The organism is Variovorax humicola, assembly GCF_037889915.1.
Classification (GTDB): Bacteria; Pseudomonadota; Gammaproteobacteria; order Burkholderiales; family Burkholderiaceae_C; genus Variovorax; species Variovorax humicola.
Genome location: NZ_JBBKZV010000002.1, coordinates 179,817 through 203,810, shown reverse-complemented (window position 1 = coordinate 203,810; position 23,994 = coordinate 179,817). Strand labels below are relative to the sequence as shown.

Annotated in this window: 20 protein-coding genes; 13 read left to right on the top strand and 7 right to left on the bottom strand. The window is 65.4% G+C overall.

The genetic code is table 11. The features are described from left to right. Positions 1-67: 67 nt before the first annotated feature. Both panE and WKW80_RS04685 read right to left on the bottom strand, forming a co-directional pair. On the bottom strand, positions 68-1,009 hold the full coding sequence (panE, locus tag WKW80_RS04690) for a 2-dehydropantoate 2-reductase (RefSeq protein WP_340362386.1): 942 nt from the start codon (positions 1,007-1,009) through the stop codon (positions 68-70). Between the two features lie 109 nt (positions 1,010-1,118). Continuing rightward, positions 1,119-1,766, bottom strand: a complete 648-nt coding sequence (locus WKW80_RS04685) for an FMN-dependent NADH-azoreductase (RefSeq protein ID WP_340362385.1) — start codon at positions 1,764-1,766, stop codon at positions 1,119-1,121. Positions 1,767-1,894: 128 nt separating this feature from the next. Here WKW80_RS04685 and WKW80_RS04680 point away from each other — a divergent pair, with 128 nt between their 5' ends. Continuing rightward, the gene (locus tag WKW80_RS04680; RefSeq protein ID WP_340362384.1) at positions 1,895-2,815 is read left to right on the top strand and encodes a LysR family transcriptional regulator; all 921 of its coding nucleotides are present in this window, start codon (positions 1,895-1,897) and stop codon (positions 2,813-2,815) included. Between the two features lie 28 nt (positions 2,816-2,843). On the opposite strand, the gene WKW80_RS04675 is transcribed toward WKW80_RS04680, so the two are convergent. Together WKW80_RS04675 and WKW80_RS04670 are read right to left on the bottom strand one after the other, a co-directional pair. Then, entirely contained in the window at positions 2,844-4,163 is a 1,320-nt protein-coding gene (locus tag WKW80_RS04675) for an ABC transporter ATP-binding protein (protein WP_340362383.1), read from the bottom strand. 10 nt (positions 4,164-4,173) lie between these two features. Then, positions 4,174-5,901 carry an ABC transporter permease gene (locus WKW80_RS04670; RefSeq protein WP_340362382.1) on the bottom strand — a complete coding sequence of 576 codons (1,728 nt, stop codon included), beginning with the start codon at positions 5,899-5,901 and terminating at the stop codon, positions 4,174-4,176. A gap of 167 nt (positions 5,902-6,068) precedes the next feature. Between WKW80_RS04670 and WKW80_RS04665 the strand changes: the two genes are divergently transcribed. The 6 genes from WKW80_RS04665 to WKW80_RS04640 all read left to right on the top strand — a co-directional run bounded on the left by WKW80_RS04665 (position 6,069) and on the right by WKW80_RS04640 (position 11,238). Next, positions 6,069-6,662 (top strand): RBBP9/YdeN family alpha/beta hydrolase, encoded by a 594-nt coding sequence (locus WKW80_RS04665; RefSeq protein ID WP_422822849.1) that lies wholly within the window; start codon positions 6,069-6,071, stop codon positions 6,660-6,662. Beyond that, positions 6,659-7,672: a sulfate ABC transporter substrate-binding protein gene (locus tag WKW80_RS04660; RefSeq protein WP_340362380.1), complete on the top strand. Its 1,014-nt coding sequence runs from the start codon at positions 6,659-6,661 to the stop codon at positions 7,670-7,672. The genes WKW80_RS04665 and WKW80_RS04660 overlap by 4 nt, the downstream gene beginning before the upstream one ends. Next, positions 7,673-8,569: a sulfate ABC transporter permease subunit CysT gene (gene cysT / locus WKW80_RS04655; protein ID WP_340362379.1), complete on the top strand. Its 897-nt coding sequence runs from the start codon at positions 7,673-7,675 to the stop codon at positions 8,567-8,569. 166 nt (positions 8,570-8,735) lie between these two features. Beyond that, positions 8,736-9,626, top strand: a complete 891-nt coding sequence (gene cysW, locus WKW80_RS04650) for a sulfate ABC transporter permease subunit CysW (protein WP_340362378.1) — start codon at positions 8,736-8,738, stop codon at positions 9,624-9,626. Positions 9,627-9,643: 17 nt separating this feature from the next. Continuing rightward, on the top strand, positions 9,644-10,738 hold the full coding sequence (locus WKW80_RS04645) for a sulfate/molybdate ABC transporter ATP-binding protein (protein WP_340362377.1): 1,095 nt from the start codon (positions 9,644-9,646) through the stop codon (positions 10,736-10,738). Continuing rightward, entirely contained in the window at positions 10,735-11,238 is a 504-nt protein-coding gene (locus tag WKW80_RS04640) for a disulfide bond formation protein B (protein WP_340362376.1), read from the top strand. The genes WKW80_RS04645 and WKW80_RS04640 overlap by 4 nt, the downstream gene beginning before the upstream one ends. A 547-nt stretch (positions 11,239-11,785) precedes the next feature. Here the strand turns inward: WKW80_RS04640 and WKW80_RS04635 are convergent. Together WKW80_RS04635 and WKW80_RS04630 are read right to left on the bottom strand one after the other, a co-directional pair. Then, positions 11,786-12,478, bottom strand: coding sequence for a P-loop NTPase family protein (locus WKW80_RS04635; RefSeq protein ID WP_340362375.1), 693 nt, complete (start codon positions 12,476-12,478; stop codon positions 11,786-11,788). 68 nt (positions 12,479-12,546) lie between these two features. Then, positions 12,547-13,320: a hypothetical protein gene (locus WKW80_RS04630; RefSeq protein ID WP_340362374.1), complete on the bottom strand. Its 774-nt coding sequence runs from the start codon at positions 13,318-13,320 to the stop codon at positions 12,547-12,549. Positions 13,321-13,407: 87 nt separating this feature from the next. Between WKW80_RS04630 and smc the strand changes: the two genes are divergently transcribed. The 6 genes from smc to def all read left to right on the top strand — a co-directional run bounded on the left by smc (position 13,408) and on the right by def (position 22,985). Then, positions 13,408-16,923 carry a chromosome segregation protein SMC gene (gene smc / locus WKW80_RS04625; RefSeq protein ID WP_340362373.1) on the top strand — a complete coding sequence of 1,172 codons (3,516 nt, stop codon included), beginning with the start codon at positions 13,408-13,410 and terminating at the stop codon, positions 16,921-16,923. Next, positions 16,920-18,017 carry a cell division protein ZipA C-terminal FtsZ-binding domain-containing protein gene (locus tag WKW80_RS04620; protein ID WP_340362372.1) on the top strand — a complete coding sequence of 366 codons (1,098 nt, stop codon included), beginning with the start codon at positions 16,920-16,922 and terminating at the stop codon, positions 18,015-18,017. The genes smc and WKW80_RS04620 overlap by 4 nt, the downstream gene beginning before the upstream one ends. A gap of 35 nt (positions 18,018-18,052) precedes the next feature. Next, a complete protein-coding gene (locus WKW80_RS04615; protein ID WP_340362371.1) occupies positions 18,053-19,732 on the top strand; it encodes a hypothetical protein in 1,680 nt (559 codons plus the stop codon). Between the two features lie 90 nt (positions 19,733-19,822). Then, the gene (ligA, locus tag WKW80_RS04610; protein ID WP_340362370.1) at positions 19,823-21,901 is read left to right on the top strand and encodes an NAD-dependent DNA ligase LigA; all 2,079 of its coding nucleotides are present in this window, start codon (positions 19,823-19,825) and stop codon (positions 21,899-21,901) included. Positions 21,902-21,991: 90 nt separating this feature from the next. Continuing rightward, positions 21,992-22,414: a hypothetical protein gene (locus WKW80_RS04605; RefSeq protein ID WP_340362369.1), complete on the top strand. Its 423-nt coding sequence runs from the start codon at positions 21,992-21,994 to the stop codon at positions 22,412-22,414. Between the two features lie 31 nt (positions 22,415-22,445). Further along, positions 22,446-22,985: a peptide deformylase gene (def, locus tag WKW80_RS04600; protein ID WP_340362368.1), complete on the top strand. Its 540-nt coding sequence runs from the start codon at positions 22,446-22,448 to the stop codon at positions 22,983-22,985. A gap of 171 nt (positions 22,986-23,156) precedes the next feature. Here the strand turns inward: def and WKW80_RS04595 are convergent, their stop codons facing one another. Beyond that, positions 23,157-23,561 (bottom strand): DoxX family protein, encoded by a 405-nt coding sequence (locus tag WKW80_RS04595; protein ID WP_340362367.1) that lies wholly within the window; start codon positions 23,559-23,561, stop codon positions 23,157-23,159. Between the last annotated feature and the right edge of the window lie 433 nt (positions 23,562-23,994).

The window sequence follows — 23,994 nt, the reverse complement described above, 5'->3', positions numbered from 1 at the left end:
ACCAGCAATACGCCGTTGACCGCAAACTCATGCTCGTAGCCCGACGCGATGGCGAAGCAGCGCTGCGTCAGGCAGCCCGTGCGGCTTCTTCGCGAGATCGGCGCGCTTCGTAGGTCTTCAGGTGCGCGTAGGCGATGCGCAGCATCGACGGGCCAGGATCGGCTTGCGGCCCGCGGCTCAGCAGATCGCCAAGTATGTGGTCGGCCTCGGTAGGCGCACCGCGCTCGATGTCTTTCAGCATCGAAGCGGTGATCGGCGAGCCGGCGGCGCTCACCATCGCGCGGCCACGCTCGACCGCCTCGGCGCTTGGCGCAAAGCCGTTGTGCGCGGCGACGGCGCGGCACTCCTCGAACAGGGCCAGCGCCATGTCTTGTGCACCGGCGCTGACGATGTCGCCGATGCTCGCGCGCATCAGCGTCGTGATGCCGGCCATCGAGGCGATGAACACCCACTTCTCCCACATCGCCTGCATGATGTTGTCGCTCGCGGTGCTGGTGAAGTTGGCCGGCGCAAAGGCTGCTGCGATGGCGTCGACCCGCGCCGACCGGCCGCCGCCACGCTCGCCGAACGTGAGGCCGTGCATGTCGTTCAGGTGCAGCACGCTACCGGCTTCGTCGAGCACTGCGGAGATCAGGCAAAGTCCGCCCAGCACACGCTCGCTGCCGAAGCGCTCGGAGATGACGTCCAGGTGCTGGATGCCGTTGAGCAACGGCAGCACCACGGAATCGGGCCCGACCGCTGCCGCAAAGGACTCGATGGTGTGCGCGAGGTCGTAGGCCTTGCACGCGACGATGATCACATCGAATGGTGCGCCGATGTCGTCGGACAGGACATGTGGCGGATCGGGGATGCGTGCGTTGCCCGCGGGGCTCTTGATGCACAGCCCGTTGGCCGCCAGTTGCGCCGCACGACGCGGCCGCAGCAGGAAGGTCACGTCCTGTCCGGCCTGCAACAGCCGCCCCCCAAAATACCCGCCGAGCGCGCCAGCGCCCACCACCAGAAATCTCATTGGCTTGCTCCTCGGGCATCCGATTGCCCGAGGACGCTTTTAGTCGATTGCCGGAGATGGCGCAGGGGCGCGAAGGCAAGGGCCTATGGGCAGGCCCTCTATGCTTGTTTCAGGCTGCGATGGCCGCCAGATCCTGATTGGCAGCGGCACCCACTGCAATCTGGATATCCGACCGTGCTGAAGCCAGCGCGGCATCCTTGGCTGCTTCGCCCATGCTCAGGCCTTCAGCGCGCACGAAGCGCACGTCGGTGATCCCGAAGAAACCGAAGACCACCTTGAGATAGCTCTCCTGGTGTTCCATCGCGTTGCCGCCTTCGCTGGTCGAGTACAAGCCGCCGCGGCTGGACGCCACGATCACCGTCTTGCCACCGGCCAGGCCGACCGGGCCCTTGTCGGTGTACTTGAAGGTGCGGCCCATCTGCGCGAGGCGGTCGATCCAGGCCTTCAGTTGCGTCGGGACGCTGAAGTTGTAGAGCGGTGCGCCGACGACGATCACGTCCGAGGCGAGGAACTGGCTCACCAGGCGTTCCGACACGGCATTCTCCAAGCGCTGGGCTTCGGTCGGCTCCTCTTGCAGGCCGGTCTTGATGCCGATGGCGTCAGCGGTGAAATGGTTGGGGGTGTCCACGGCCAGGTCGAGGTAGTCGACGGTGGCTTGCGGATGCGACTTGCGCCATTCGGCGACCACTTCGGCCGTGAGCAGCCGGGAAACGGAATTCGTGCCCAGAACACTGGAATCAACGTGCAGCAGTTTCATGATCTTTCGCTCTCTTTCAGTAAGTGAGCCGGCAAACGCGTCGGCATGGGGAGAAGTCTAAATTTGTGGCGATTGATTGATAAGTAGCTGAAAATGGCCTACATCGTTCCAAATTCAGGACAATCCCAATGCAAGACCTCAACGACATGGTCTATTTCGCCGAGGTGGCGGAGCGGGGTGGTTTCGCAGCTGCGGGTCGCGCGCTGGGAATCCCGAAGTCGCGCCTGTCGCGCCGTGTGGCGGAGCTGGAGACGCAATTGGGCGTGCAGCTCCTGCAGCGCAGCACGCGCAGCCTGTCGCTGACGCCGGCCGGCGAGCTGTACCTGCGCCACTGCGCCGCGATGCGCGACGAGGCCCAGGCGGCAGCCGAGTCGGTGGCGCGCATCCAGACCGAGCCGCGCGGCACCATCCGCATCAGTTGCCCGGTCACGCTGGCACAGAGCAGCCTGGGGCCGCTGCTGCCGATCTTCATGAGTCGCTATCCGGCGGTGCGGGTGCAGATGATGGTGCTGAACCGTCCGGTCGATCCGGTCGAAGAGGGCGTTGACCTGGCGCTGCGCGTGCGGCCCGTCATCGAAAACAGCGCGACGCTGGTGGCGAAGAGTTTCGGAGTGAGCCGCGGCCTGCTGGTCGCGAGTGTCGACCTGCTGCGCAGGCAGGGGCCGGTCCTCGAGCCCGAGGACCTGGCGCGGCTCGACACGGTCGCGATGGCCTCGGATGGCGATGGCCGCGAGAACTGGCGGCTGGAAGGACCGAACGGCGCGGTCTACGTGCACCAGCACTCGCCGCGCTGTGTTGTCGACGACCTGGCGGCGGTGCGGTTTTCGGTGCTCGGGGGAACGGGTGCTTCGGTGCTGCCGGATTACATGTGCCGCCCGCAGATCCGCAGCGGCCAACTGGTGGAGGTGCTGCCCGGCTGGGGCCCTGCACCGGGCATCTGCCACGCCATGTTTCCAGCGCGCCGCGCGTTGGTACCGGCGGTGCGCAAGCTGATCGACTTCCTTGCCGAGAACCTCGACGGCGCCGAGCCGCACGAGGTCGTCGTCTGAGTGCCGTCCGGATGGCCAGCGACTGCCATCAACCGGCCTCGGCCGAAGCCGCGTCCTCTCCCTCCGGAAGGTGGATCAGGCCGGTGTGAAAGTCGTATTCGAAGGCTTCGCCGTAGCGCCCCCATTCGATGGCCGTGCGCAGGACGCGCTCGGCGATGGGCGCATCCAGGCTCTCGCGCAGCAGTTCGAGGAAGGGCTCTTCCGGCAATTCGCCGGAGGCCGCCTGTTCGAGGCTGTGCCGGATGTGCGCGGCCAGCGGCACATGGGCGAGCAGTTGCTGGCCGAACAGTTGCTGGCGAAGCGTGTGGGCGCCCGCAACGTAGCGTCGGCCGAGTTCGGTCAGGTGCAGGTCCGCATCGGCCAGGTGCGCAAAACCGAGCAGCGTCAGCGCCTGTGCGAGCGGCAGCAACTCATGGTCGGTGAGTTCGGCTTCCTCGGCCAGTTGCGGCAGGTCGGCGCGGCCATCGCGGTCATCGTCGACCAGCATTTCGAGCAGCGCTTCCATGCGGCCGACGTCGGCATCGGGCAGGCGGTCGGTCAGGTGGATGACCGTGGGTTCGGCGCGTGCCGGGCCGCCGACCGGCGCGGTCTGGGTCATCAGCGAGTAGACCTCGTCGATGAGGGCGCGCACTTCAAGGCTGTCCGCGTCGCGCGGGCGCTTCAGGTGGATGGGCAATTCGGCGCGCACACGTCCCGGATCGGTCGCGAAGATTAGCACGCGGTCGGCCATGAGCACCGCTTCCTCGATGTTGTGCGAGACGATCAGCATGGCCTTCGTCGGCATCGAGCCGCCATCCCACAGCTGCAGGATGTCGTCGCGCAGGCGTTCGCCGGTGAGCACGTCCAGCGCTGAAAACGCCTCGTCCATCAGCAGCACTTCGGGCTCGACGACCAGCGCCCGCGCGATGCCGACGCGCTGCCGCATGCCGCCCGACAACTCGCGTGGGAGGGCGCCTTCGAAGCCCGCCAGTCCGATGAGTTCTATGGCGGCCTCGGCACGGCGTGCGCGTTCGGCCGGGTCCACGCCGCGGGCCTCCAGACCCAGTTCGACGTTCTGCTGCACCGTCAGCCACGGGAACAGCGCAAACGACTGGAACACCATCGCAATGCCGCGCGCCGGCCCGTAGAGCGGCTGGCCGCGATAGCGCACCGAGCCGCCATCGACGCTGATCAGGCCGGCCAGGATGCGCAGCAGGGTCGACTTGCCCGAGCCCGACTGGCCCAGCAGCGCAACGATCTCGCCCTCGGCCAGGCGCAGGTCCACGCCCTCGAGCACCGACCGCGCAGCGCCGTCGGAGGCGCGGAATGACTTGCCGACGCCCTTCAGTTCAACAATGCCTTCGGCCATCCAGAGCTCCTCAAAAATGCATCCGGTTCTCGGCCAGGTCATAGAGCCGGCGCCAGACGAAATGGTTCATGCCCATGACGAACACGCACATCACGCCGATGCCCAGCGCAATGCGCGGGAAGTCGCCGATGGCCGTCATCTCGGCGATGTAGCTGCCGAGTCCCGCGGCCTTCAGCGTGGTGTCGCCCCAGGTCACGTATTCGGCCACGATGCTTGCGTTCCACGAGCCGCCGCTGGCCGTGATCGCGCCCGTCACGAAGCTGGGGAACACCGCCGGCAATAGGTAACGCTTCCACATCAGCCAGCCGCGCAGGCCCAGGTTCTGGGCCGCAAAGCGCAGTTCGGTCGGCACGCTCGACGCACCCGCGATCACGTTGAAGAGCAGGTACCACTGCGTGCCCAGCACCATCAGCGGCGCCAGCCAGATGTTCGGGTTCAGGTGCCAGCGCACGATGAACAGCACTGCCACTGGAAACATCAGGTTCGCCGGAAACGCAGCCATGAATTGCGCCACGCCCTGCAGCCGCCCGGCCCAGCGTGGATTCATGCCGATCCAAACGCCGATGGGCACCCACACCAGCGCCGCCAGCGCGATCAGCACCAGCACCCGCAGCATGGTGAAGAAACCCAGCAGGAACACGTGCCCGACCTCGCTCCAGCCGACTTCGGTGTGAATGAAGCGCGTGAGCCACAGCACCGCGATCAGTACCGCCGCGGCAATGATCGCGTCCCACACGCGCATGGCGGTGGCGTTCGCCGGGCGCGGGCGAGCCTTGATCGACGTGCCGTCGTGATCCCTGCGAAACAGCGTCACCGTGCGATCGAGCAACGCCGTCACGCGATGCACGGCGTGCTTGATCCGGTCAGTGCGCCGCAGCCAGGTCAGCAGCCAGGAGTTGGGCGAATCCTCGCTGCTGCCTTCCTCGAACTTGAACTTGTCGGCCCAGGCGATCAGCGGCCGGAAGAAGAGTTGGTCATACAGCGTGATGCCGATCAGCATGCCGACGATGGCCCAGCCGATCGCGCCGAGGTCCCGCGCCTCGATCGCCATCGCGATGTACGAGCCGACGCCCGGCAGCTTGATGTTCTGGTTCGACACCGAGATGGCCTCCGAGGCCACCACGAAGAACCAGCCGCCGGACATCGACATCATCATGTTCCACAGCAGCCCCGGCATCGCGAACGGCAACTCCAGCCGCCAGAAGCGCTGCCAGCCGGACAACTGGAATACCTGCGCTGCCTCGCGCAGTTCGGCCGGCACCGTGCGCAGCGACTGGTAGAGGCTGAACGCCATGTTCCAGGCCTGCGACGTGAAGATCGCGAAGATGGCGGCGCATTCCACGCCGAGCAGGTTGCCAGGGAAGAGGGCGATGAAGCCGGTCACCGTGATCGACAGGAACCCCAGGATCGGGATCGACTGCAGGATGTCGAGCAGCGGTACCAGCACCTTCTCGGCCGCGCGGTACTTGGTCGCCACCACCGCAAAGACGCAACTGAACACCAGCGATGCCGCCAGCGCCAGGAACATGCGCAAGGTGGTGCGCAGCAGGTAGTACGGCAGCATCCACGGGTCGAGGCTGATCGGCAGCGTCTGGCCCAACTCGTAGGGCCGCGCCATCTGCGACCCGCCGTACGCGAGTGCAAAAAGCAGTGCCAGCACCAGCGGCAGCAGGGCCCAATCCCATCGGTTGCCGCCGGATGCGACGACCTGGCGGGGAAAAGAACGTTTGTCGAACATCGGTGCGGACGCGAGAAAAGTAACGGACCCGGTCCGCAAAGGCGCCGATTGTGCCGAGGGTATATGTCATCCAACTGACTTCTTATGCTTAATTCGCCATATTCATACAAGCAGATATTCGTTTGTTATCTGAAGCGAGGTCCGGACAATCGCGGGTCCGATTCCCGATGGGCCGACCCCACCAAGTGACCTCAAGACTCATCATCGTTCCCGGCTGGCGTGATTCCGGCCCCGGCCACTGGCAAAGCCTGTGGGCGGAGCAATTGCGCGGCGCCGAACGCGTAACGCAGGACGACTGGATCGCTCCGACGCGCAAAGCCTGGGTCGGGAGCCTCGAAAAGCTGATTCTTTCGCGCCCCGAGCCGGTCGTGATTGCCGCGCACAGCCTTGGGTGCATTGCGACGGCGCATCTGGGCAATGAAGCGGTCGAGCGTGTCGCAGGCGCCTTGCTCGTGGCCCCGGCCGATCCGGAGCGCCGGGCGGTGCTGCACGATTTCGCACCCGTTCCTTACGCGCCGTTGCCCTATCGCAGCATCGTCGTGGCCAGCAGCAACGATCCTTTTTGCCCGATCCGCCTGGCGGGCGCCTATGCTCGCGCCTGGGGCAGCGAATTCGTCCGCATGCAGAATGCAGGCCACATCAACATCGACTCCGGACACGGCGACTGGCCCCTTGGCCTCGCATTGCTGCAGTCGCTGACAGGCACGCCGGCACATCGGTCGGCGCGTCGGGATTCCATTGAACCTCTCGCATCCTTATGACTTCTCCGATCCAGTATTCCAAGTTCCTGCTCGCCAGCCTCGCGCTGTTTGCAAGCGTCGCCAGCTACGCACAGAGCAACACGCTGCTCAATGTGTCGTATGACGTGGCCCGCGAGTTCTACAAGGACTACAACACCGCCTTCGTGGCCTACTACAAGAAGACCACGGGCAAGGACGTGAAGATCGACCAGTCGCACGCGGGCTCCAGCGCGCAGGCCCGCGCCGTGGCCGACGGCCTCGACGCCGACGTGGTCACGATGAACACCACGACCGACGTCGAGTTTCTCGCCGACAAGGGCATCGTGGCCAAGGACTGGGCCAAGCGCTTCCCCGACAACGCAGCGCCGACCACGTCGACCATGCTGATGCTGGTGCGCAACGGCAACCCGAAGGGCATCAAGGACTGGGACGACCTGGTCAAGCCCGGCGTGCAGGTCGTCATCGTCAACCCGAAGACCGGCGGCAACGGGCGATACGCCTACCTGGCCGCATGGGGCTACGTGAAGAAGAAGGGCGGCACCGACGCGCAGGCGGCCGAGTTCGTCGGAAAGCTGTTCAAGAACGTGCCGATCCTGGCGCGCGGCGGCCGCGATGCGACCACGGCCTTCCTGCAGCGCAACATCGGCGATGCGCTGATCACGTTCGAATCCGAAGTCGTGTCGATCGACCGCGAGTTCGGCGCCGGCAAGGTCGATGCGGTGTATCCGTCGATCAGCATCGTGGCGGAGAACCCGGTGGCCGTCGTCGAGCGCACGACCGCCAAGAAGGGCACCGGCGAACTCGCCAAGGCCTACCTCGACTATCTGTATTCCGACGAAGCGCAGGAGATCGCCGCCAAGCACGCCCTGCGCCCGCGTTCGGCAGCGGTGCTCAAGAAGTACGCATCGACCTTCAAGCCGGTGCAACTGTTCACCGTGCAGGAACTGTTCGGCAGCCTGAGCGAAGCGCAGAAGGTGCACTTCAATGACGGTGGGCAGTTCGACAAACTCTACGTACCTGGCTCGAAGTAAATGAGCAGTGGTGTTTCTTCGGCGCTGCCGTCCGCGGTGGCGCCGCTTTCGCTTGCCGGCGCCCCAAGGGCGTCGCGTCGTGTGCTGCCCGGCTTCAATCTCACGCTCGGCTATACGATCCTGTACCTGAGCCTGATCGTGCTGTTGCCGCTGTCGGCGCTGGTGCTCAAGACTTTCACGCTGACCTGGGAGCAATTCTGGACAGCGGTGAGCGCGCCACGCGTGGCGCATTCCTATCAGCTCACTTTCGGCGCCTCGTTGATTGCGGCGTTGATCAACCTGGTGTTCGGTTTGCTCGTGGCCTGGGTGCTGGTGCGCTACAAGTTTCCGGGCAAGCGCATCGTCGACGCGCTGGTTGATTTGCCTTTTGCGTTGCCGACCGCGGTGGCCGGCATTTCGCTGACTGCGCTGCTCGCGGGCAATGGCTGGGTCGGCCAGTTCCTGGAGCCGCATGGCATCAAGCTCGCATTCACGCCGGCAGGTATCGTGATTGCGCTGATCTTCATCGGATTGCCGTTCGTCGTGCGCACGGTGCAGCCGGTGCTCGAAGATACCGAGAAAGAACTCGAAGAGGCTGCAACCTCGCTCGGCGCCACCCGATTCCAGACTTTCACCAAGGTCATCCTGCCGTCGATCACGCCGGCGCTGCTGACCGGCTTTGCGATGGCCTTTGCGCGCGCCATCGGTGAATACGGTTCGGTGATCTTCATCGCGGGCAACATGCCCATGGTGTCCGAGATCACCCCGCTGATCATCATCGGCAAGCTCGAGCAATACGACTTCGCGGGTGCGACGGCGGTCGCGCTGGTGATGCTGATCTTCTCGTTCGTGCTGCTGCTTGTGATCAATGGGTTGCAGGCGTGGCAGCGTCGTCGGTCGTCGGGAGCACTGGCATGAGTGCCGCTCGGCACCGCAGTGCGAAGCACGGAGGATTTCAGATGAGCGCCGCCCGGCCGCCCGAAGGTGCTCGGCACCGCAGTGCGAAGCACGGAGGTTTTCAGATGAGTGCCGCCCGGCCGCCCGAAGGCACCCGCACCGGAGTGCGAAGCATGGAGGTTACCGAATGAGCGCGCCGGCAAACGTCATTCGCCGCGCCAGTGCTGGCACCACCGAGTCGAAATGGGTCCGCTGGACCCTGATCACGGTCGCGCTGCTGTTCATGCTGTTGTTCCTGGTGCTGCCACTCGCCGCCGTCGCAGCCGAGGCGCTGCGCAAGGGCTTTGGCGCGTACCTCGAAGCGCTGCAGGAGCCCGATGCGTGGAGCGCGATCCGCCTCACGTTGTTGACGGCTGGAATCGCGGTGCCGTTGAACCTGGTGTTCGGCGTGGCAGCCGCATGGGCGATCGCCAAGTACGAGTTCCGCGGCAAGGCGCTCCTGACCACGCTGGTCGACTTGCCGTTCGCCGTGTCGCCCGTGGTGTCGGGCCTGATCTACGTGCTGGTCTTCGGCGCGCAGGGCTGGTTCGGGCCGTGGCTGGCGGATCACGACATCAAGATCATCTTCGCGGTGCCCGGCATCGTGCTGGCCACCGTGTTCGTGACCTTCCCGTTCATCGCGCGCGAGTTGATCCCGCTGATGCAGGCGCAGGGCAGCGACGAGGAGCAGGCGGCGATCGTGCTTGGCGCCACCGGCTGGCAGACCTTCTGGCGCGTGACCTTGCCCAACATCAAGTGGGGCCTGCTGTACGGCGTCATCCTCTGCAACGCACGGGCCATGGGCGAGTTCGGCGCGGTGTCGGTGGTGTCGGGCCATATCCGCGGGCAGACCAACACGATTCCGCTGCACGTCGAAGTGCTCTACAACGAGTACCAGTCGGTGGCTGCCTTTGCGTGCGCCTCGCTGCTGGCCATCCTGGCGCTGGTCACGCTGGTCATCAAGTCGGTAATCGAGTGGCGGCACGAGCGCGAGATGAAGGCGATTGCGGATCTTCCGCCAGAGCGGCCGACCGCCTGAAGACAGAGAGAAACATCATGAGCATTGAAATTCGAAACGTCAGCAAGCGATTCGGCGATTTCCAGGCGCTGCGCAACGTCAACCTCGACATCGAGTCGGGCGAACTGGTCGCGCTGCTCGGACCTTCGGGTTGCGGCAAGACCACGCTGCTGCGCATCATCGCGGGCCTGGAAACGGCTGACACGGGCAACATCCTGTTCTCCGGAGAGGACACCACCGACGTGCATGTGCGCGAGCGCAACGTCGGCTTCGTGTTCCAGCACTACGCGCTGTTCCGCCACATGAGCGTGTTCGAAAACGTGGCTTTCGGTCTGCGAGTGAAGCCGCGCAGCCTGCGCCCGGGCGAATCGCAAATCAAGCAGAAAGTCATGGACCTGCTGAAGCTGGTGCAACTCGACTGGCTGGCCGACCGCTATCCGTCGCAGCTCTCCGGCGGCCAGCGCCAGCGCATCGCATTGGCGCGCGCACTCGCGGTCGAGCCGAAAGTGCTCTTGCTCGACGAGCCCTTCGGCGCGCTCGATGCCAAGGTGCGCAAGGAACTTCGCCGCTGGCTGCGCCGTCTGCATGACGAGTTGCACGTCACCTCGATCTTCGTCACGCACGACCAGGAAGAAGCGCTCGAGGTGGCCGACCGCGTGGTCGTCATCAACAAGGGCCAGATCGAGCAGGTCGGCTCGCCGCAGGACGTGTGGGATCACCCGGCCAGCCCGTTCGTCTATGGCTTCCTTGGTGACGTGAACCTTTTCCACGGTCGCGCGCACGAGGGCGAAGTGCAGGTCGAGGGTATTCGCCTCCAGGCGCCCGAGCACAGCGCAGTGCAGGACAGCAAGGCGCTGGCCTACGTCCGGCCGCACGACCTCGACATCTCGCGCTTCACGCCAGGCGCCAGCGGTATCGTTGCGACGCTCACACGCGCAATCGTCGTCGGCCCGATCGCGCGGCTGGAACTTGAGCCCACGGATTCGAATCCAGATAATCCGGGCTCCGGAACCATCATCGAAGCGCAACTCCCTGCGCAACAGTTCCGTGACCTGGGCTTGCACGAGGGCGACACCGTTGTTGCCCAGCCGCGCAAGGCCAGGGTGTTCGTAGAAGACTGGGTTTCTCCTTGATAGATTGGTATTTCGGCGCACCGCGCCGCGCTTTCGCGCTTATCTGCATCGCCTGCATCGGCATGCTTGCTTTCGGCATGTACTTGCAGCACGTGGTGGGACTCGAACCTTGCCCGATGTGCGTGGTGCAGCGCTATGCGCTGGTGCTGGTTGCCGTGTTCGCCGCCGTGGCCGCGGCCACGGGCCGCAAGGCCTTGCAAGTGCCGGCCGCACTCCTGGCGCTGCTGGCGGCCGTGGGCGGAGGATTTACCGCTGCACGCCAGAGCTGGCTGCAATGGCATCCGCCCGAATTCATCAGCTGTGGCCGCGACATCTACGGGATGATCGAGACCTTTCCGTTGCAACGCGCGCTGCCGATGATCTTCAAGGGCAGCGGCGATTGCTCCAAGGTCGACTGGACCTTCCTCGGCTTGTCGATCGCCAACTGGTCCTTCGTCGCGTTCGGTGTGTTCGGGCTGCTGCTGATCGTGCTGATGGTGCGCCGACCAGCTCGGCCATAAGCCTGGCGCCATTGGCCAGCGCCGCGTCGCGCTGGTTTTTCGGACCGTCGGTTTCAGCCAAGTAGTCCGACACGGGCTGGCGCGCAGGCGAGTCTCACCGGTGGTGTTGGCGACCACCCAGGCGGCCAGCCGCTTGGTGGCGAACGACCAAAACATCCTGCCGCGCCGCGGCTTGCCATCCGCGAGAGCCGTGGGCGTCATCCACGGGATCGTACGCGCGCTCAAGTACGTCCTGCGCGGTGACGCCTGATGCAGCATCAGCAGCAGGCGCGCCTTTTTGAAGAGTCAGGTCGCCAGCTATCACGGCCTCGCTTCAACTGTCGTCTTGCCGCCACCAACAAAGGCATAGACGAGGGCTGCGCCCATCAGGACCAGTGGCGAGGAGCGCAAAGCGGCGGCTCAGCTTGTCGCCGCGATGCCCAAAGACGAAGCCTCCGGAGGGCCGTGAGATGCATTTCACCGTATAAGAGCGGCCGAGAAAACCGTCTCATCGCTAAACAAGGTACGTGCGATTGACGATCGATGGGACGATTCAAAAGCAAAGAAATCAAAGCGGCAGCGTGTCGAAAGCGGCGTACGCCGTTGCCAGCCAGGTCTTGACGCGCTGGCGCTCGAGCAGGCCGAGCGCATTCGGCCCGGCCTTGTCGTTCACGGCCTTCCAGAAGCTGGTGTTCTGCGCGTCGATCTTGCGCATGCTGGTTTCGTGCAGGCGCGGCATGGCGATGACGTGGGCGCCGGCCGCAGTCGCCTTGGCCAGTGCTTGCGAGCCGAGCAGCATGCCGAAATCGCTGCCGCGACCGTAGTTCTGCACCACGATGTAGTTCGGCTGTGTTCCGAAGGTGTCGATCAGCTTGCCGAGCAGGTCGGTGGAATCGCGGCCATCGTCGAGCACGTGCCAGAAGTTCACGGCGACGCCGAGTTCCTTGAACACGTCGAACAGGTCCGATTCCTTGATCCAACTGGACAGCGGCGCCAGCGTCTGCGCGGCCAGGTCGACGATCACGCTTTGCTGCGGTTGGGTCTCGAAGCCGTTCACGACGGTGTCGAGCCCCTCGAAGCTGTCCACCACCACCGGCGAGGCAAAGCCCTCGTAGAAGCGCGTGAAGGAACTGTGCGAACGGTCGGTGTCGAAGCCCACGAAAGGCCGGCTGCGATCGATGAAGTACTGCGCGAGCACCCGCGCCGTAACCGATTTGCCGACGCCGCCTTTTTCGCCGCCGATGAAATTGATGGAGCTCATGTCGTGGTGCCCGGGAAGAGTGGAGGGGAGAAAGCGCGAAGCATTTTAGGTGCCGGGTCTTGCGGAAATCACGGCTTGATCATGGCCAGGAACGGCGTCAGGCTCCCCAGCACGAAGTTCTGGCCGAAGTCCAGTGCCGCGCGCCGGTATTTTTCGTCGGCCTGCGCGGCCATCAGGTCGAGCCGCGCAACGACCTTCGACAACTCGCGGTCCGCCACCAGATTGCGGCCGCGGTCGCTGATCTCGGTGGACAGCAGCAACGGCTGGCCGTCCGGGCCGGTTTTCGAGGAGATGAGCCAGAGCGAGATCTCCACGTTGCGCGCCGCGCGATAGCTGTTCTCGGCATTGACGCCGTCGATCATGGTCTGGTCCCAGGTGTTGCCGTTGGCTTCCTTGAGCATGCTCGCCCAGCCGACCGCCAATGCGGCCACGCGGTCGCCCTGGTAGCCCTGCGGGCTGGTCTCGAAGGCCATGCGGATGGCGTCGATGCCGGTGGCGCCACGCAATTCGGGCAGCGGCGTGCCCTGCATGATCGTTTCCCAGGTGCGCTGGATGGCGTCCTCCGGACTCTGCGCCCACTTGCGCCACTCGCGCGGGTTGCGGCGGTAGAGCGACAACTGCACCCGTCGGATCGACTGCAGGTTGTCGCGCAGGGCCAGGTTCGCGATGCGGTTGGCGCTGGACTGGATGATTTCGTTGTTGGCATACGGCTCGGCCCGTTCCGTCGAATGGAGCACGCTGCTGCAGCCCGCCAGGCCAAGCGACAGCGCGGTCGCGCCCCACAGCACGGTCCAGCGGCGAAAGGTGGTTGAACCGGCGGGCGAACGGGGCATATCACTCATCAGTCGCACGTTATCATCGCCCCCTTGCGAGACAGCCTCTCGAGCTGTGCATTTTTCCTTACAAATCAACGCCTTGGCCGACTCGTCGTGCGCCTCAATTCCATCAAACTTTCCGGCTTCAAGTCCTTCGCCGAACCCACCAACTTCATGCTGCCGGGCCAACTGGTCGGCGTGGTCGGGCCCAATGGCTGCGGCAAGTCGAACATCATGGACGCCGTGCGCTGGGTGCTCGGCGAATCGCGTGCATCCGAACTGCGCGGCGAATCGATGCAGGACGTGATCTTCAACGGCACGACCACCCGCAAGCAAGCCAGCCGTTCCAGCGTCGAACTTGTGTTCGACAACGCCGATCATCGCGCCGGCGGCCAGTGGAGCCAGTTCACCGAAATCGCGGTCAAGCGCGTGCTCACGCGCGACGGCACCTCCAGCTACTACATCAACAACCAACCGGTGCGCCGCCGCGACGTGCAGGACGTGTTCCTCGGCACCGGCCTCGGACCGCGTGCCTACGCCATCATCGGGCAGGGCACGATCAGCCGCATCATCGAATCCAAGCCAGAAGAACTGCGCCTGTTCCTCGAAGAGGCGGCAGGTGTTTCCAAGTACAAGGAGCGCCGCCGCGAGACCGAGAGCCGCCTTGGCGACACCCGTGAAAACCTCACGCGCGTGGAAGACATCCTGCGCGAGCTCAACACCAACCTCGAACGCCTCGAGAAGCAGGCCGAAGTCGCAGCGCGCTACAACGCGCTGAACGGCGACGCCACGCGCAAGCAGCACCAACTCTGGTTGCTGAAGCGCACCGAAAGCGAAGGCGACCAGGCCAAGGTCAAGGCCGAGGCCGAGAAGGCGATCAATGATCTCGAGAGCCGCACGGCCGATCTGCGCCGCATCGAGTCCGAACTCGAAACCGTGCGTCAGGCCCACTATGCGGCCGGCGACCAGGTCAACCAGGCCCAGGGCAAGCTCTACGAAGCCAGTGCGGAAGTGGGCCGGCTCGAAGGCGAAATCCGCTTCGTGGTCGAAGGCCGGGCACGCGTCGAACAGCGCCTGGTGCAGTTGCGCGAGCAGATCGGGCAATGGGGCACGCGCCGCGAAGACGCCGAAGCCGAAATCGAAACGCTGGCGGGGCAGGGTATCGATGCCGAAGAACAGGCCGTCTTGCTGGCTGCGCAGCTCGAGGAGCACGACGCGCGCATGCCGGAGCTGGAAGAGGCCCAGCAACGCGCGCAGGACCAGGCCAACGCACAGCGCGGGAGCGTCGTGCAGGTGCAGCAGCAGATCCAGGTGCTGGCCGCCGACCAGCGCAACATCGAAGAGCAGACGCGCCAGTTGCAGCAGCGCGCAGAACGCCTGCGCAACGACCAGCGCTCGCTCGATGCGCCCGACGAAGCACGCCTCGCCGCGTTGCGCGAGCAGTTGGCCGCGGGCCAGGAAGCCGCGAGCGAAGCCGAGGGCCGGCTGCACGATTTGCAGGAAGCGGTACCGCAACTCGACGACGACCGCCGAACGCGCCAGCAGGCCGTCAACGCCGAGGGCGGCCGGCTCACCGAGCTCTCCGCCCGCCTGGAAGCGCTCAAGGCGCTGCAGGAAAAGGTCAAGACCGATGGAAAGCTCGCGCCCTGGCTCGCCAAGCACGGCCTCGACGGCCTGCAGGGCCTGTGGAGCCGTATCCACATCGAGCAGGGTTGGGAAAGCGCACTCGAATCAGCGCTGCGCGAACGCATGGGCGCGCTGGAGGTCAGCCGCCTCGACATGGTGCGCGCCTTCAGCAACGACGCGCCGCCGGCCAAGCTGGCCTTCTACAGCCCGCCGAGCGCGGGCGTTGCGGCGGCCCCATCGGAACTGCCGCGCCTGTCCGACCTGTTGCGGCTGAACGATGCCGGCTTGCAGGCCTTGCTGGTCGACTGGCTGCACGATTGCTTCACCGCGGAGAACCTCGATGAAGCCCTGGCGCAACGTAATCGCCTGAAGGCCGGCGAGGTGATCTACGTGAAAAGCGGCCATGCGGTGTCCGCACACGGCGTGAGCTTCTATGCGCAAGACTCCGAGCAGGCCGGCCTGTTGGCTCGCCAGCAGGAAATGGAAAGCCTGGAACGCCAGATTCGTGCGCAGGCACTCATCAGCGACGAGGCCCGAACCGCATTGGTGCGCGCCGAGGCCGCCTACGGCGATGCCGCGTCGCGCCTGGTCACTGCCCGCCGTGAAGCGGCCGAGACCCGATCGCGTACGCATGAACTGCAGGTCGAAACGCTGCGACTGACCCAACTGGCCGAGCAGACCCGAGCCCGCAGCCAGCAACTCGCTACCGACCTTGGCGAAGTCGATGCGCAGCTTGAAGAACTGCACGAGCGCCGTGTCGCCGCCGAGGCGCGATTCGAAGAACTCGACATGCAGCTGGCGGACAGCCAGGAGCGCCACGCACAGCTGGACGAGCGCGTCATCGAAGCCGCGCGCCTGCTCGCAGCCAGCCGCGAGCAGCATCGCAGCCTGGAACGCCAGGCACAGGAAGCGACGTTCTCGCAGCGCACGCTGGAAGCGCGTCGCGGCGAATTGAACCGCGCGATCGAAACCGCCACGCAGCAATCGGTCGCGCTGGCCGAGGAACAGGAGCGTGCTCAGGGAGAACTGACCCGGCTTTCCGACGCGGCGGCGCAAGCCGGCCTGCAGGACGCACTGGCGCTCAAGCTCGAACGCGAAGCTTCATTGGGGGCCATGCGCAGCCAGTACGACGACCTCACGATCAAACTGCGCGCCAGCGACGAACGCCGCCTGCAGCTCGAACGCGAGCTGGAGCCGCTGCGCAGCCGCATCACCGAATTCCAGCTCAAGGAACAGGCCGCGCGCCTCGGCTTCGAGCAATACGCCCAGTTGCTGATCGACGCGCAGGCCGACATCGAAGCGGTGGCCCTGTCGATCGAAACCGACAAGGTGCGCCTCACCGGCCTGCAAGGTGAAATCGACCGGCTGCATCGTGAAGTTGCGGCGCTCGGTGCAGTGAACCTCGCGGCGCTCGACGAACTGGCCCTTGCCAGCGAACGCAAGACCTTCCTCGACGCGCAATCGGCCGACCTGAACGAGGCCATCGGCACGCTCGAGGACGCCATCCGCAAGATCGACGGCGAAACTCGCGAACTGCTGGGCGGCACCTTCAAGATCGTCAACGACCATTTCGGCCGCATGTTCCCCGAGCTGTTCGGCGGCGGCACCGCCCGGCTCATGATGACGGGCGACGAGATACTCGACTCCGGCGTGCAGGTGATGGCCCAGCCGCCCGGCAAGAAGAACCAGACCATCCATCTGCTCTCGGGCGGCGAGAAAGCGCTCACGGCCATCGCGCTGGTGTTCGCGATCTTCCAGCTGAACCCCGCACCGTTCTGCCTGCTCGACGAAGTGGACGCGCCGCTGGACGACGCCAACACCGAGCGCTATGCCAAACTCGTTACCGCCATGAGCCGCGAAACCCAATTCCTCTTCATCAGCCACAACAAGATCGCCATGGAAATGGCCGAGCAACTCATCGGCGTGACGATGCAGGAGCAGGGCGTTTCGCGCATCGTCGCAGTCGACATGGAGGCCGCGAAATCGATGGCTGAAGCGGCATGAGCAATCTGACGGTTGCCCTTGCCATCCTTGGCGGCCTCGTGCTGGCCGCAGTGATTGGCTACAACGCCTGGATGTCGCGCCGCAATGCGCCCAGGCAGCCCGATGCGGCATCGCAACCGGCGCCGCTCGAAGCCGCGTCATCGTCGGCCTTCGGCACGGAGCCGGTGCTGCATCTCGATGCGCATCACCAGCCAGGCAGCGAGCGGCACGAGCCCCTGTTCGACCCGGACCTGCCTGCGCCAAGCGGCTCGACCCTCTCCGCTGCCGACAAACGGGGCGGCCTCGATCCGCTGATCGACGTGATCGCACCGGTATCGCTCGACGGACTGGCCTCGGGCGATGCGGCACTGGCGGCAATGCCGGCGACGCGACGCGCCGGCAGCAAGCCGGTGGCAATCGAAGGCCTCAACGAACACACGGCCAACTGGGAGCAGCCGGTGCCCGGTCAGCGCTACGGGGCGTTCCAGGTGGGTGTGCAGTTGGCCAACCGGACCGGCGCGCTCAACGAAATCGAGTACTCCGAATTCGTGGTCAAGGCGCAGGCCTTTGCCGACATGGTCAACGGAGCGCCCGAGTTTCCCGAGATGCTCGACGAAGTGGCGCGCGGCCGCGAACTCGACCAGTTCGCCAGTGCGCACGATGCCCAACTCGGCTTCGTGCTGCGCGCCCTGCATGCGGCATGGAGCCCCGGCTATGTGCAGCAGAGCGCGGCACGGCACGGCTTCGTCGCGGGCATGATTCCTGGCCGCATGGTCCTGCCGACGAGCGAACCCGGCATGCCGCCGATCCTCGGCCTCTCGTTCGATACGCAGGCCGCGCTGGCCGATGACCCGGCGCAATCGGCCATCCGCGAGCTGACGTTGAGCCTGGACGTGCCGCAGGTCGATCGCAGCGAGCGCCCGTTCGAGCGCATGCGCGAAGTGGCTGCGGCCCTGGCGGCCGAAATGGATGGGGTGGTGACCGACGGCGACGGCCAACTGCTGCGCGACGAGGTCATGGACGTGATCGGCGCCGACCTCCAGCAGCTCTACGACACGCTCGATTCCCGCGACCTCTCAGCCGGCTCGTCGCTGGCACGGCGCCTGTTCAGCTGATTGCCGCGCGCCTGTCGCGGCGAAAGGAGACTCACTTGAAGCGATTCACCTTGCCTGCCGCCCTGTGTGCCGCGACGCTCACCCTCCTGGGCGCATGTACCTCCGCCCCGACCACCCCGTTCACTCCGTCCGCCGCGTCCACCGCGCCGCCGACGCGGCCGGCGGCCTGGGCCGCGCCAGAGGTCCTTGTCCTGCCTTCAGCCTTCTCTGGCGTGCATGGCCTTGCAGTCGACCAGAAGGGCCGTCTGCTGGCAGGGTCCGTGGTCGGCAATTCGATGTGGGAAGTCGATCGCCTCACGGGGACCGCAAAGGTCTTCGTTCCTTCGCCTGAAGGGCAGGCCGACGACATCGCCATTGGTCCGCGCGGCGAGATGGCGTGGACCAACTACCTGATGGGCGTGCTGCGCTACCGCGAGAGCGACGGCGCGCCGATGGAGGTGCTGGCCAAGGACCTCCCGGGCCTCAATTCGCTCGATTTCGACCGCCGCAACGGCAAGCTCTATGCATCGCAGGTGTTCCTCGGCGATGCGCTGTGGGAAATCGATCGTGCCGGCAAGGCGCCGCCGCGGCTCATCAAGAAAGACATGGGCGGCTTCAATGGATTCGAGGTCGGACCCGACGGCATGCTCTACGGGCCTCTGTGGTTCAAGGGGCAGGTGGTCAGGATCGATCCGGCCAACGGCAACATGACCGTGATCGCCGACGGATTCAAAATCCCGGCGGCGGCCAACCTGGACGGCAAGGGCAACCTCTGGGTGGTGGATACGCGCTCGGGCGAATTGGTCCGGGTCGATCTGGCGACAGGTCGCAAGACGGTCGCCAAGCAACTCGAAGCTTCTCTCGACAACCTCGCGATCGCGCCGGACGGCACCATCTATGTGTCGAACATGGCCAACAACTCGGTGCAGGCTTTCAACCCCGCCACCGGTGATCTGCGCACACTCACCAGCGGCAAGGTCGCCGTGCCCGCGGGCATGAAGATCGATGGCGACACCCTCTGGGTGGCCGACATCTTCGGCTTTCGCCAGGTCGACGTGCGTTCGGGCGCAGTGCGCGACGTGTTTCGCATGCAGCGCGAGCCGGAGCTGGACTATCCCTTCTCCGTGGGACTGTCCACGAAGCAGATTGCGCTGGCATCGTGGTTCACCGGCACGGTACAACTGGTAGACCGTCAGACGTTCAAGACCGACTACATCATCCACGGCCTGAAGGCACCCTACGACGCCATCCCGATGGCCGATGGCAGCGTGATCTATGCCGAGATCGCCACCGGCTCCATCACGCGTGCCAGCGGCAAGGACTTCGCGAGGAAGACGGTGCTGATCAGCGGGCTGGGAGGTCCGGTGCAAATGGTGATGGGCCAGGACGGCGCGCTGTATGTCACCGAGGCTGCCGGCAAACTCACGCGTGTGCCGCTCGATGCCAGCGCGCCATTGCGTGCGGTGGCCGAAGGGCTGGCTTTGCCCGAGGGGCTGTCGCAGACGCCGTGGGGCACCTTTATCGTGGCCGAGGCGGCAGCACGCCGCCTGGTGGAGATCGACCCGGCCGATGGCAAGCGCCGCGTTGTCGCGGAGAACCTGCCCATCGGTATTGCCGGCGGCCCCGGCATGCCGCCGCCCTACGTCGTGACCGGCGTCGCGGTCGGCCGCGACGGCACCATCTACATGAGCGCCAACGGCAACAACGCGATCTACAAGATTCGCCCGCAGCGCTGACCTATCATTGACCCGACCCGCCCGCGCGCCGACTCCTGGCCACGGGCGACCCCATGACACACCGGCCACTGGCCGTTCCAGGATCCACAGATGACGACGCGGGAGCAGGCGGCACGCGAAGCCGCTGCATTGAGCGAACAACTGCGCCACCACGCGCACCTTTACTACGTGCTCGACGCACCCGAGCTGCCGGACGCCGAGTACGACAAGCTGTTCCGGCGGCTGCAAGCGATCGAAGCCGACCATCCCGAATTGCGCATGCCCGATTCACCCACCTTGCGCGTGGGCGGCAAGGTGCTCGACGGTTTCGTCAAGGTGCGGCACAAGGTGCCGATGCTGTCGATCCGCACCGAAACTGACATCACCGCCAGCGGCGCCAGCGCCTTCGACGCGCGCGTGCGTCGCGAACTTGGCCTGGCGGAGGATGCGCCGCCCATCGAGTACGTTTGCGAACTCAAGTTCGACGGCCTGGCGATGAACCTGCGCTACGAAGACGGTGTGCTGGTGCAGGCCGCCACGCGCGGCGACGGCGAAGTGGGCGAAGACGTCACGCAGAACATCCGCACCATCCAGCAGATTCCCTTGCGGCTCAGCGGCAAGGCGCCGCCCGTGGTGGAAGTGCGCGGCGAGGTCTACATGCGCCGCGACCACTTCGAGGCGCTGAACGAGCGCCAGCGCGAGAAAATCGCAGCCGGGCAGAAGAACGAGAAGGTGTTCGTCAATCCGCGCAATGCAGCGGCCGGCGCAGTGCGTCAGCTCGACCCGGCGATTGCGGCGGCCCGACCGTTGAGCTTCTTCGCCTACGGGCTGGGCGAAGTCACGCCGGCCGAGCAAGGCGGTCCAGATTGCGCGACGCAATTCGATTGGTTGAAGCAGTTTTCGTCATGGGGTTTTCCGGTCGCGACGCAGACGCAACGGGCCTTGGGCGCTCCGGCGCTGGTGGCGTTCCACGAGGCGATGGGCCGGGCGCGCGACGGCTTGCCTTATGACATCGATGGCGTGGTCTACAAGGTCGACAGCCTGGCGCTGCAGCGGCAACTCGGCTTCGTGTCGCGCGAGCCGCGCTGGGCGGTGGCGCACAAGTACCCGGCGCAGGAGCAACTCACCGAAGTGCTGGCCATCGACATCCAGGTCGGCCGTACCGGCAAGCTCACCCCGGTAGCCAAGCTTGCGCCGGTGTTCGTCGGCGGCGTCACGGTCACCAATGCCACCCTGCACAACGAAGACGAAGCACGGCGCAAGGACGTGCGCGTAGGCGACACGGTCATCGTGCGGCGTGCCGGCGATGTGATTCCGGAGGTCGTCGGCGTCGTGCCCGAAAGCATCGCCAAGCCGGCCGACCAGCGCGGCCCGGTCTTCACGATGCCGCACAAATGCCCGGTCTGCGGCTCCGACGCGGTGCGCGAGGAGGGCGAGGCCGACTATCGCTGCACCGGCGGGTTGTTCTGCGGCGCACAGCGCAAGGAGGCGATCCTGCATTTCGCGGCGCGCCGCGCGGTGGAGGTCGAAGGGCTCGGCGACAAGCTGGTCGAACAACTCGTCGACGCCAACCTGATCCGCACCTTGCCCGATCTCTACAAGCTCGGCTTCGTGACGTTGGTCGGGCTCGATCGCATGGCAGAGAAGTCGGCGCAGAACATCGTGGCAGCGCTCGAAAAATCGAAGAAGACGACGTTGCCGCGCTTCCTGTTCGGCCTCGGCATCCGGCACGTTGGCGAGAGCACGGCCAAGGACCTGGCAAAGCACTTCGGGAAGCTCGACGCCATCCTGGATGCGAGCGAAGAGCAACTGCTGGAAGTCAACGATGTAGGCCCGGTCGTCGCGCAGAGCCTGCGCACCTTCTTCGACCAGCCGCACAACCGCGAAGTCGTCGAGCAACTTCGCGCCTGCGGCGTGCATTGGGAAGAGGGCGAGCCCGCGGCGCGCACGCCCAAGCCGCTCGCGGGCAAGACCTTCGTCATCACCGGCACTCTTCCTACGCTGGGCCGCGACGAAGCAAAGGACAAGTTGGAAGCAGCCGGTGCCAAGGTTTCAAGCTCCGTGAGCAAGAAGACGACATTTGTCGTTGCAGGGGCCGAAGCGGGCAGCAAGCTCGATAAGGCGCGCGAACTCGGCGTCGAAGTGATCGACGAGGCAACAATGCTCGAAATGTTGGAAAAGCCGGCTTGAGGTTTACCTTGGGTTTACCTCGGGTCGTCCTGCTGCGGTCAACACGCATCGCGGTGGGCCGTTGTTCAAGGTAACCAGGAGGCATTTGCCATGACCAGATTTCGTTTGCTCAGTGTGCTGGCCGCGGTCGGCGCCGTGACCGCGGTGACAGGATGCGTCGCGCCAGGCTACTACTACGGTAACCAGGGCTATGCGCAACCCTACTACGCGGACCCTGGTCCGGTCGTCGTTGCACCGCCGGTGTCGGTGGGCATTGGCGTCGGCGGGTATTGGGGCGGCAATGGTTATTACGGTCGCCCCGGCTATTACGGCCATCCTGGCTACTATGGGCGACCGGAGGCGTACGGGCCGGGTCCGGCCCACGGGCCCCGTCCTGGCTATGAACAGCGCCAGGGTTCCGGGCCTCGTCAGGCTGCACCGGGTGCAGGCGCACCAGGAAGGCCGGATTGGAGGACAGGCGGCGAGAGAGTCATCCAGGGTCCGCCAGGCGCCCCGGGCCCCACCGGCCCCTGACGTGCTGAAGTAACGCTCGCGATAATGCCCCATGACCATTCGCGAGATCCTGAAGATGGGCGACCCGCGCTTGTTGCGCGTCGCGCAACCCGTGGCCGCATTCGACACCGATGCTTTGCACTTGCTCGTGCGCGACATGTTCGAGACCATGCAAGCGGTGAACGGCGCCGGCCTCGCTGCCCCTCAGATCGGCGTCGACCAGCAACTCGTGATCTTTGGCACCGACGTCGTCAACCCCCGTTATCCGGATGCACCGCTGGTGCCGCGCACGGTGTTGCTCAACCCCGTCGTCACGCCCATCGGTGATGAAGAGGAAGAGGGTTGGGAGGGCTGCCTTTCGGTGCCCGGCCTGCGCGGCGTGGTGCCGCGCTTCGCGAACATCCGCTACACCGGCTTCGACCCGTACGGTGACGCCATCGACCGCACCGTGAGCGGCTTCCATGCGCGCGTGGTGCAACATGAAGTCGACCACCTGCTGGGCAAGCTATACCCGATGCGCGTGCGGGATTTCTCGCGCTTCGGTTTCACCGAGGTCTTGTTCCCGGGCCTCGATGCAGTGCAGGACGACTAGGATAAAACACCCCCCCGAAGCGCCTGCGGCGCTTCCCCCTCCAGGGGAGCGCACCCAGCGGCCCGGCAAAGCCGGTTCCGCGGGTGCCCACGAACAGACTTCGCCGTGCTCGTCCCGGGTTCATGCGTCGCGCAAGACGCTGGGTGTCATGGCGCACTGAAGTGACGTGCCTCAGTTGTACCTGCCGCTGGTCCCGCCAACGCTGAACCGGCCTGCGCCAAGGAATGCCACGGCAAGCGCGGTGAACAGGTACATGCCCTGGAGTTCCAGCGCCCAGCCGCCACTCTTGCCGAAAGACTGGATGTCCTTGATGTGGACCAGCGAAATGGCGACCAGCATGTTGATCACGGTGATCCATGCGGCTGGCCGGGTATAGATGCCGACGATGAGCAGCACCGGCGCAACGATCTCGCCGACATACACCAGATAGGCCAGCGCGGTAGGCCAACCGTGCGCGGCGAGCATGTTGGAGACAAAGCCGACGCCGGTACTGAGCTTGGATATACCGTGCAGCAGAATCAGCACGCCCAAAACCAGGCGGAGAATCAGCTTGCCAGTGTCATCGGAACGGATCATGCGGGGAAACCTCTTGACTTGGATTGAAGATGGGCTGCGATTGTCTGTCATGTCAGTTCTCCATGACGCCGAGCGTCTTGCGCGACGCATGAAACCAGGACGAGCACGGCGAAGTCTGTTCGTGGGCACCCGCGACGAATGAAACCGGCGCCGTCAAAAGCCAGGGATATCGCGGAACCGGCTTTGCCGGGCCGCCGGGTGCGCCCGCTTGAGGCCCTTGAGGGAGAGGCGCCGCAGGCGCTTCGGGGGTGTTTCATTTCAGTTTTCCACCACGCTATCGCGTGATCCACGCCGCATGAAACTGGCGCCGCCGGATACCAGGGATACCGCGGATCCGGCTTTGCCGGGCCGCTGGTATCGCCCCCTTGAGGGGGAGGCGCCGCAGGCGCATCGGGGGTGTTCAATTCTCTCCTTTGCAGCGACAAGGGGCATC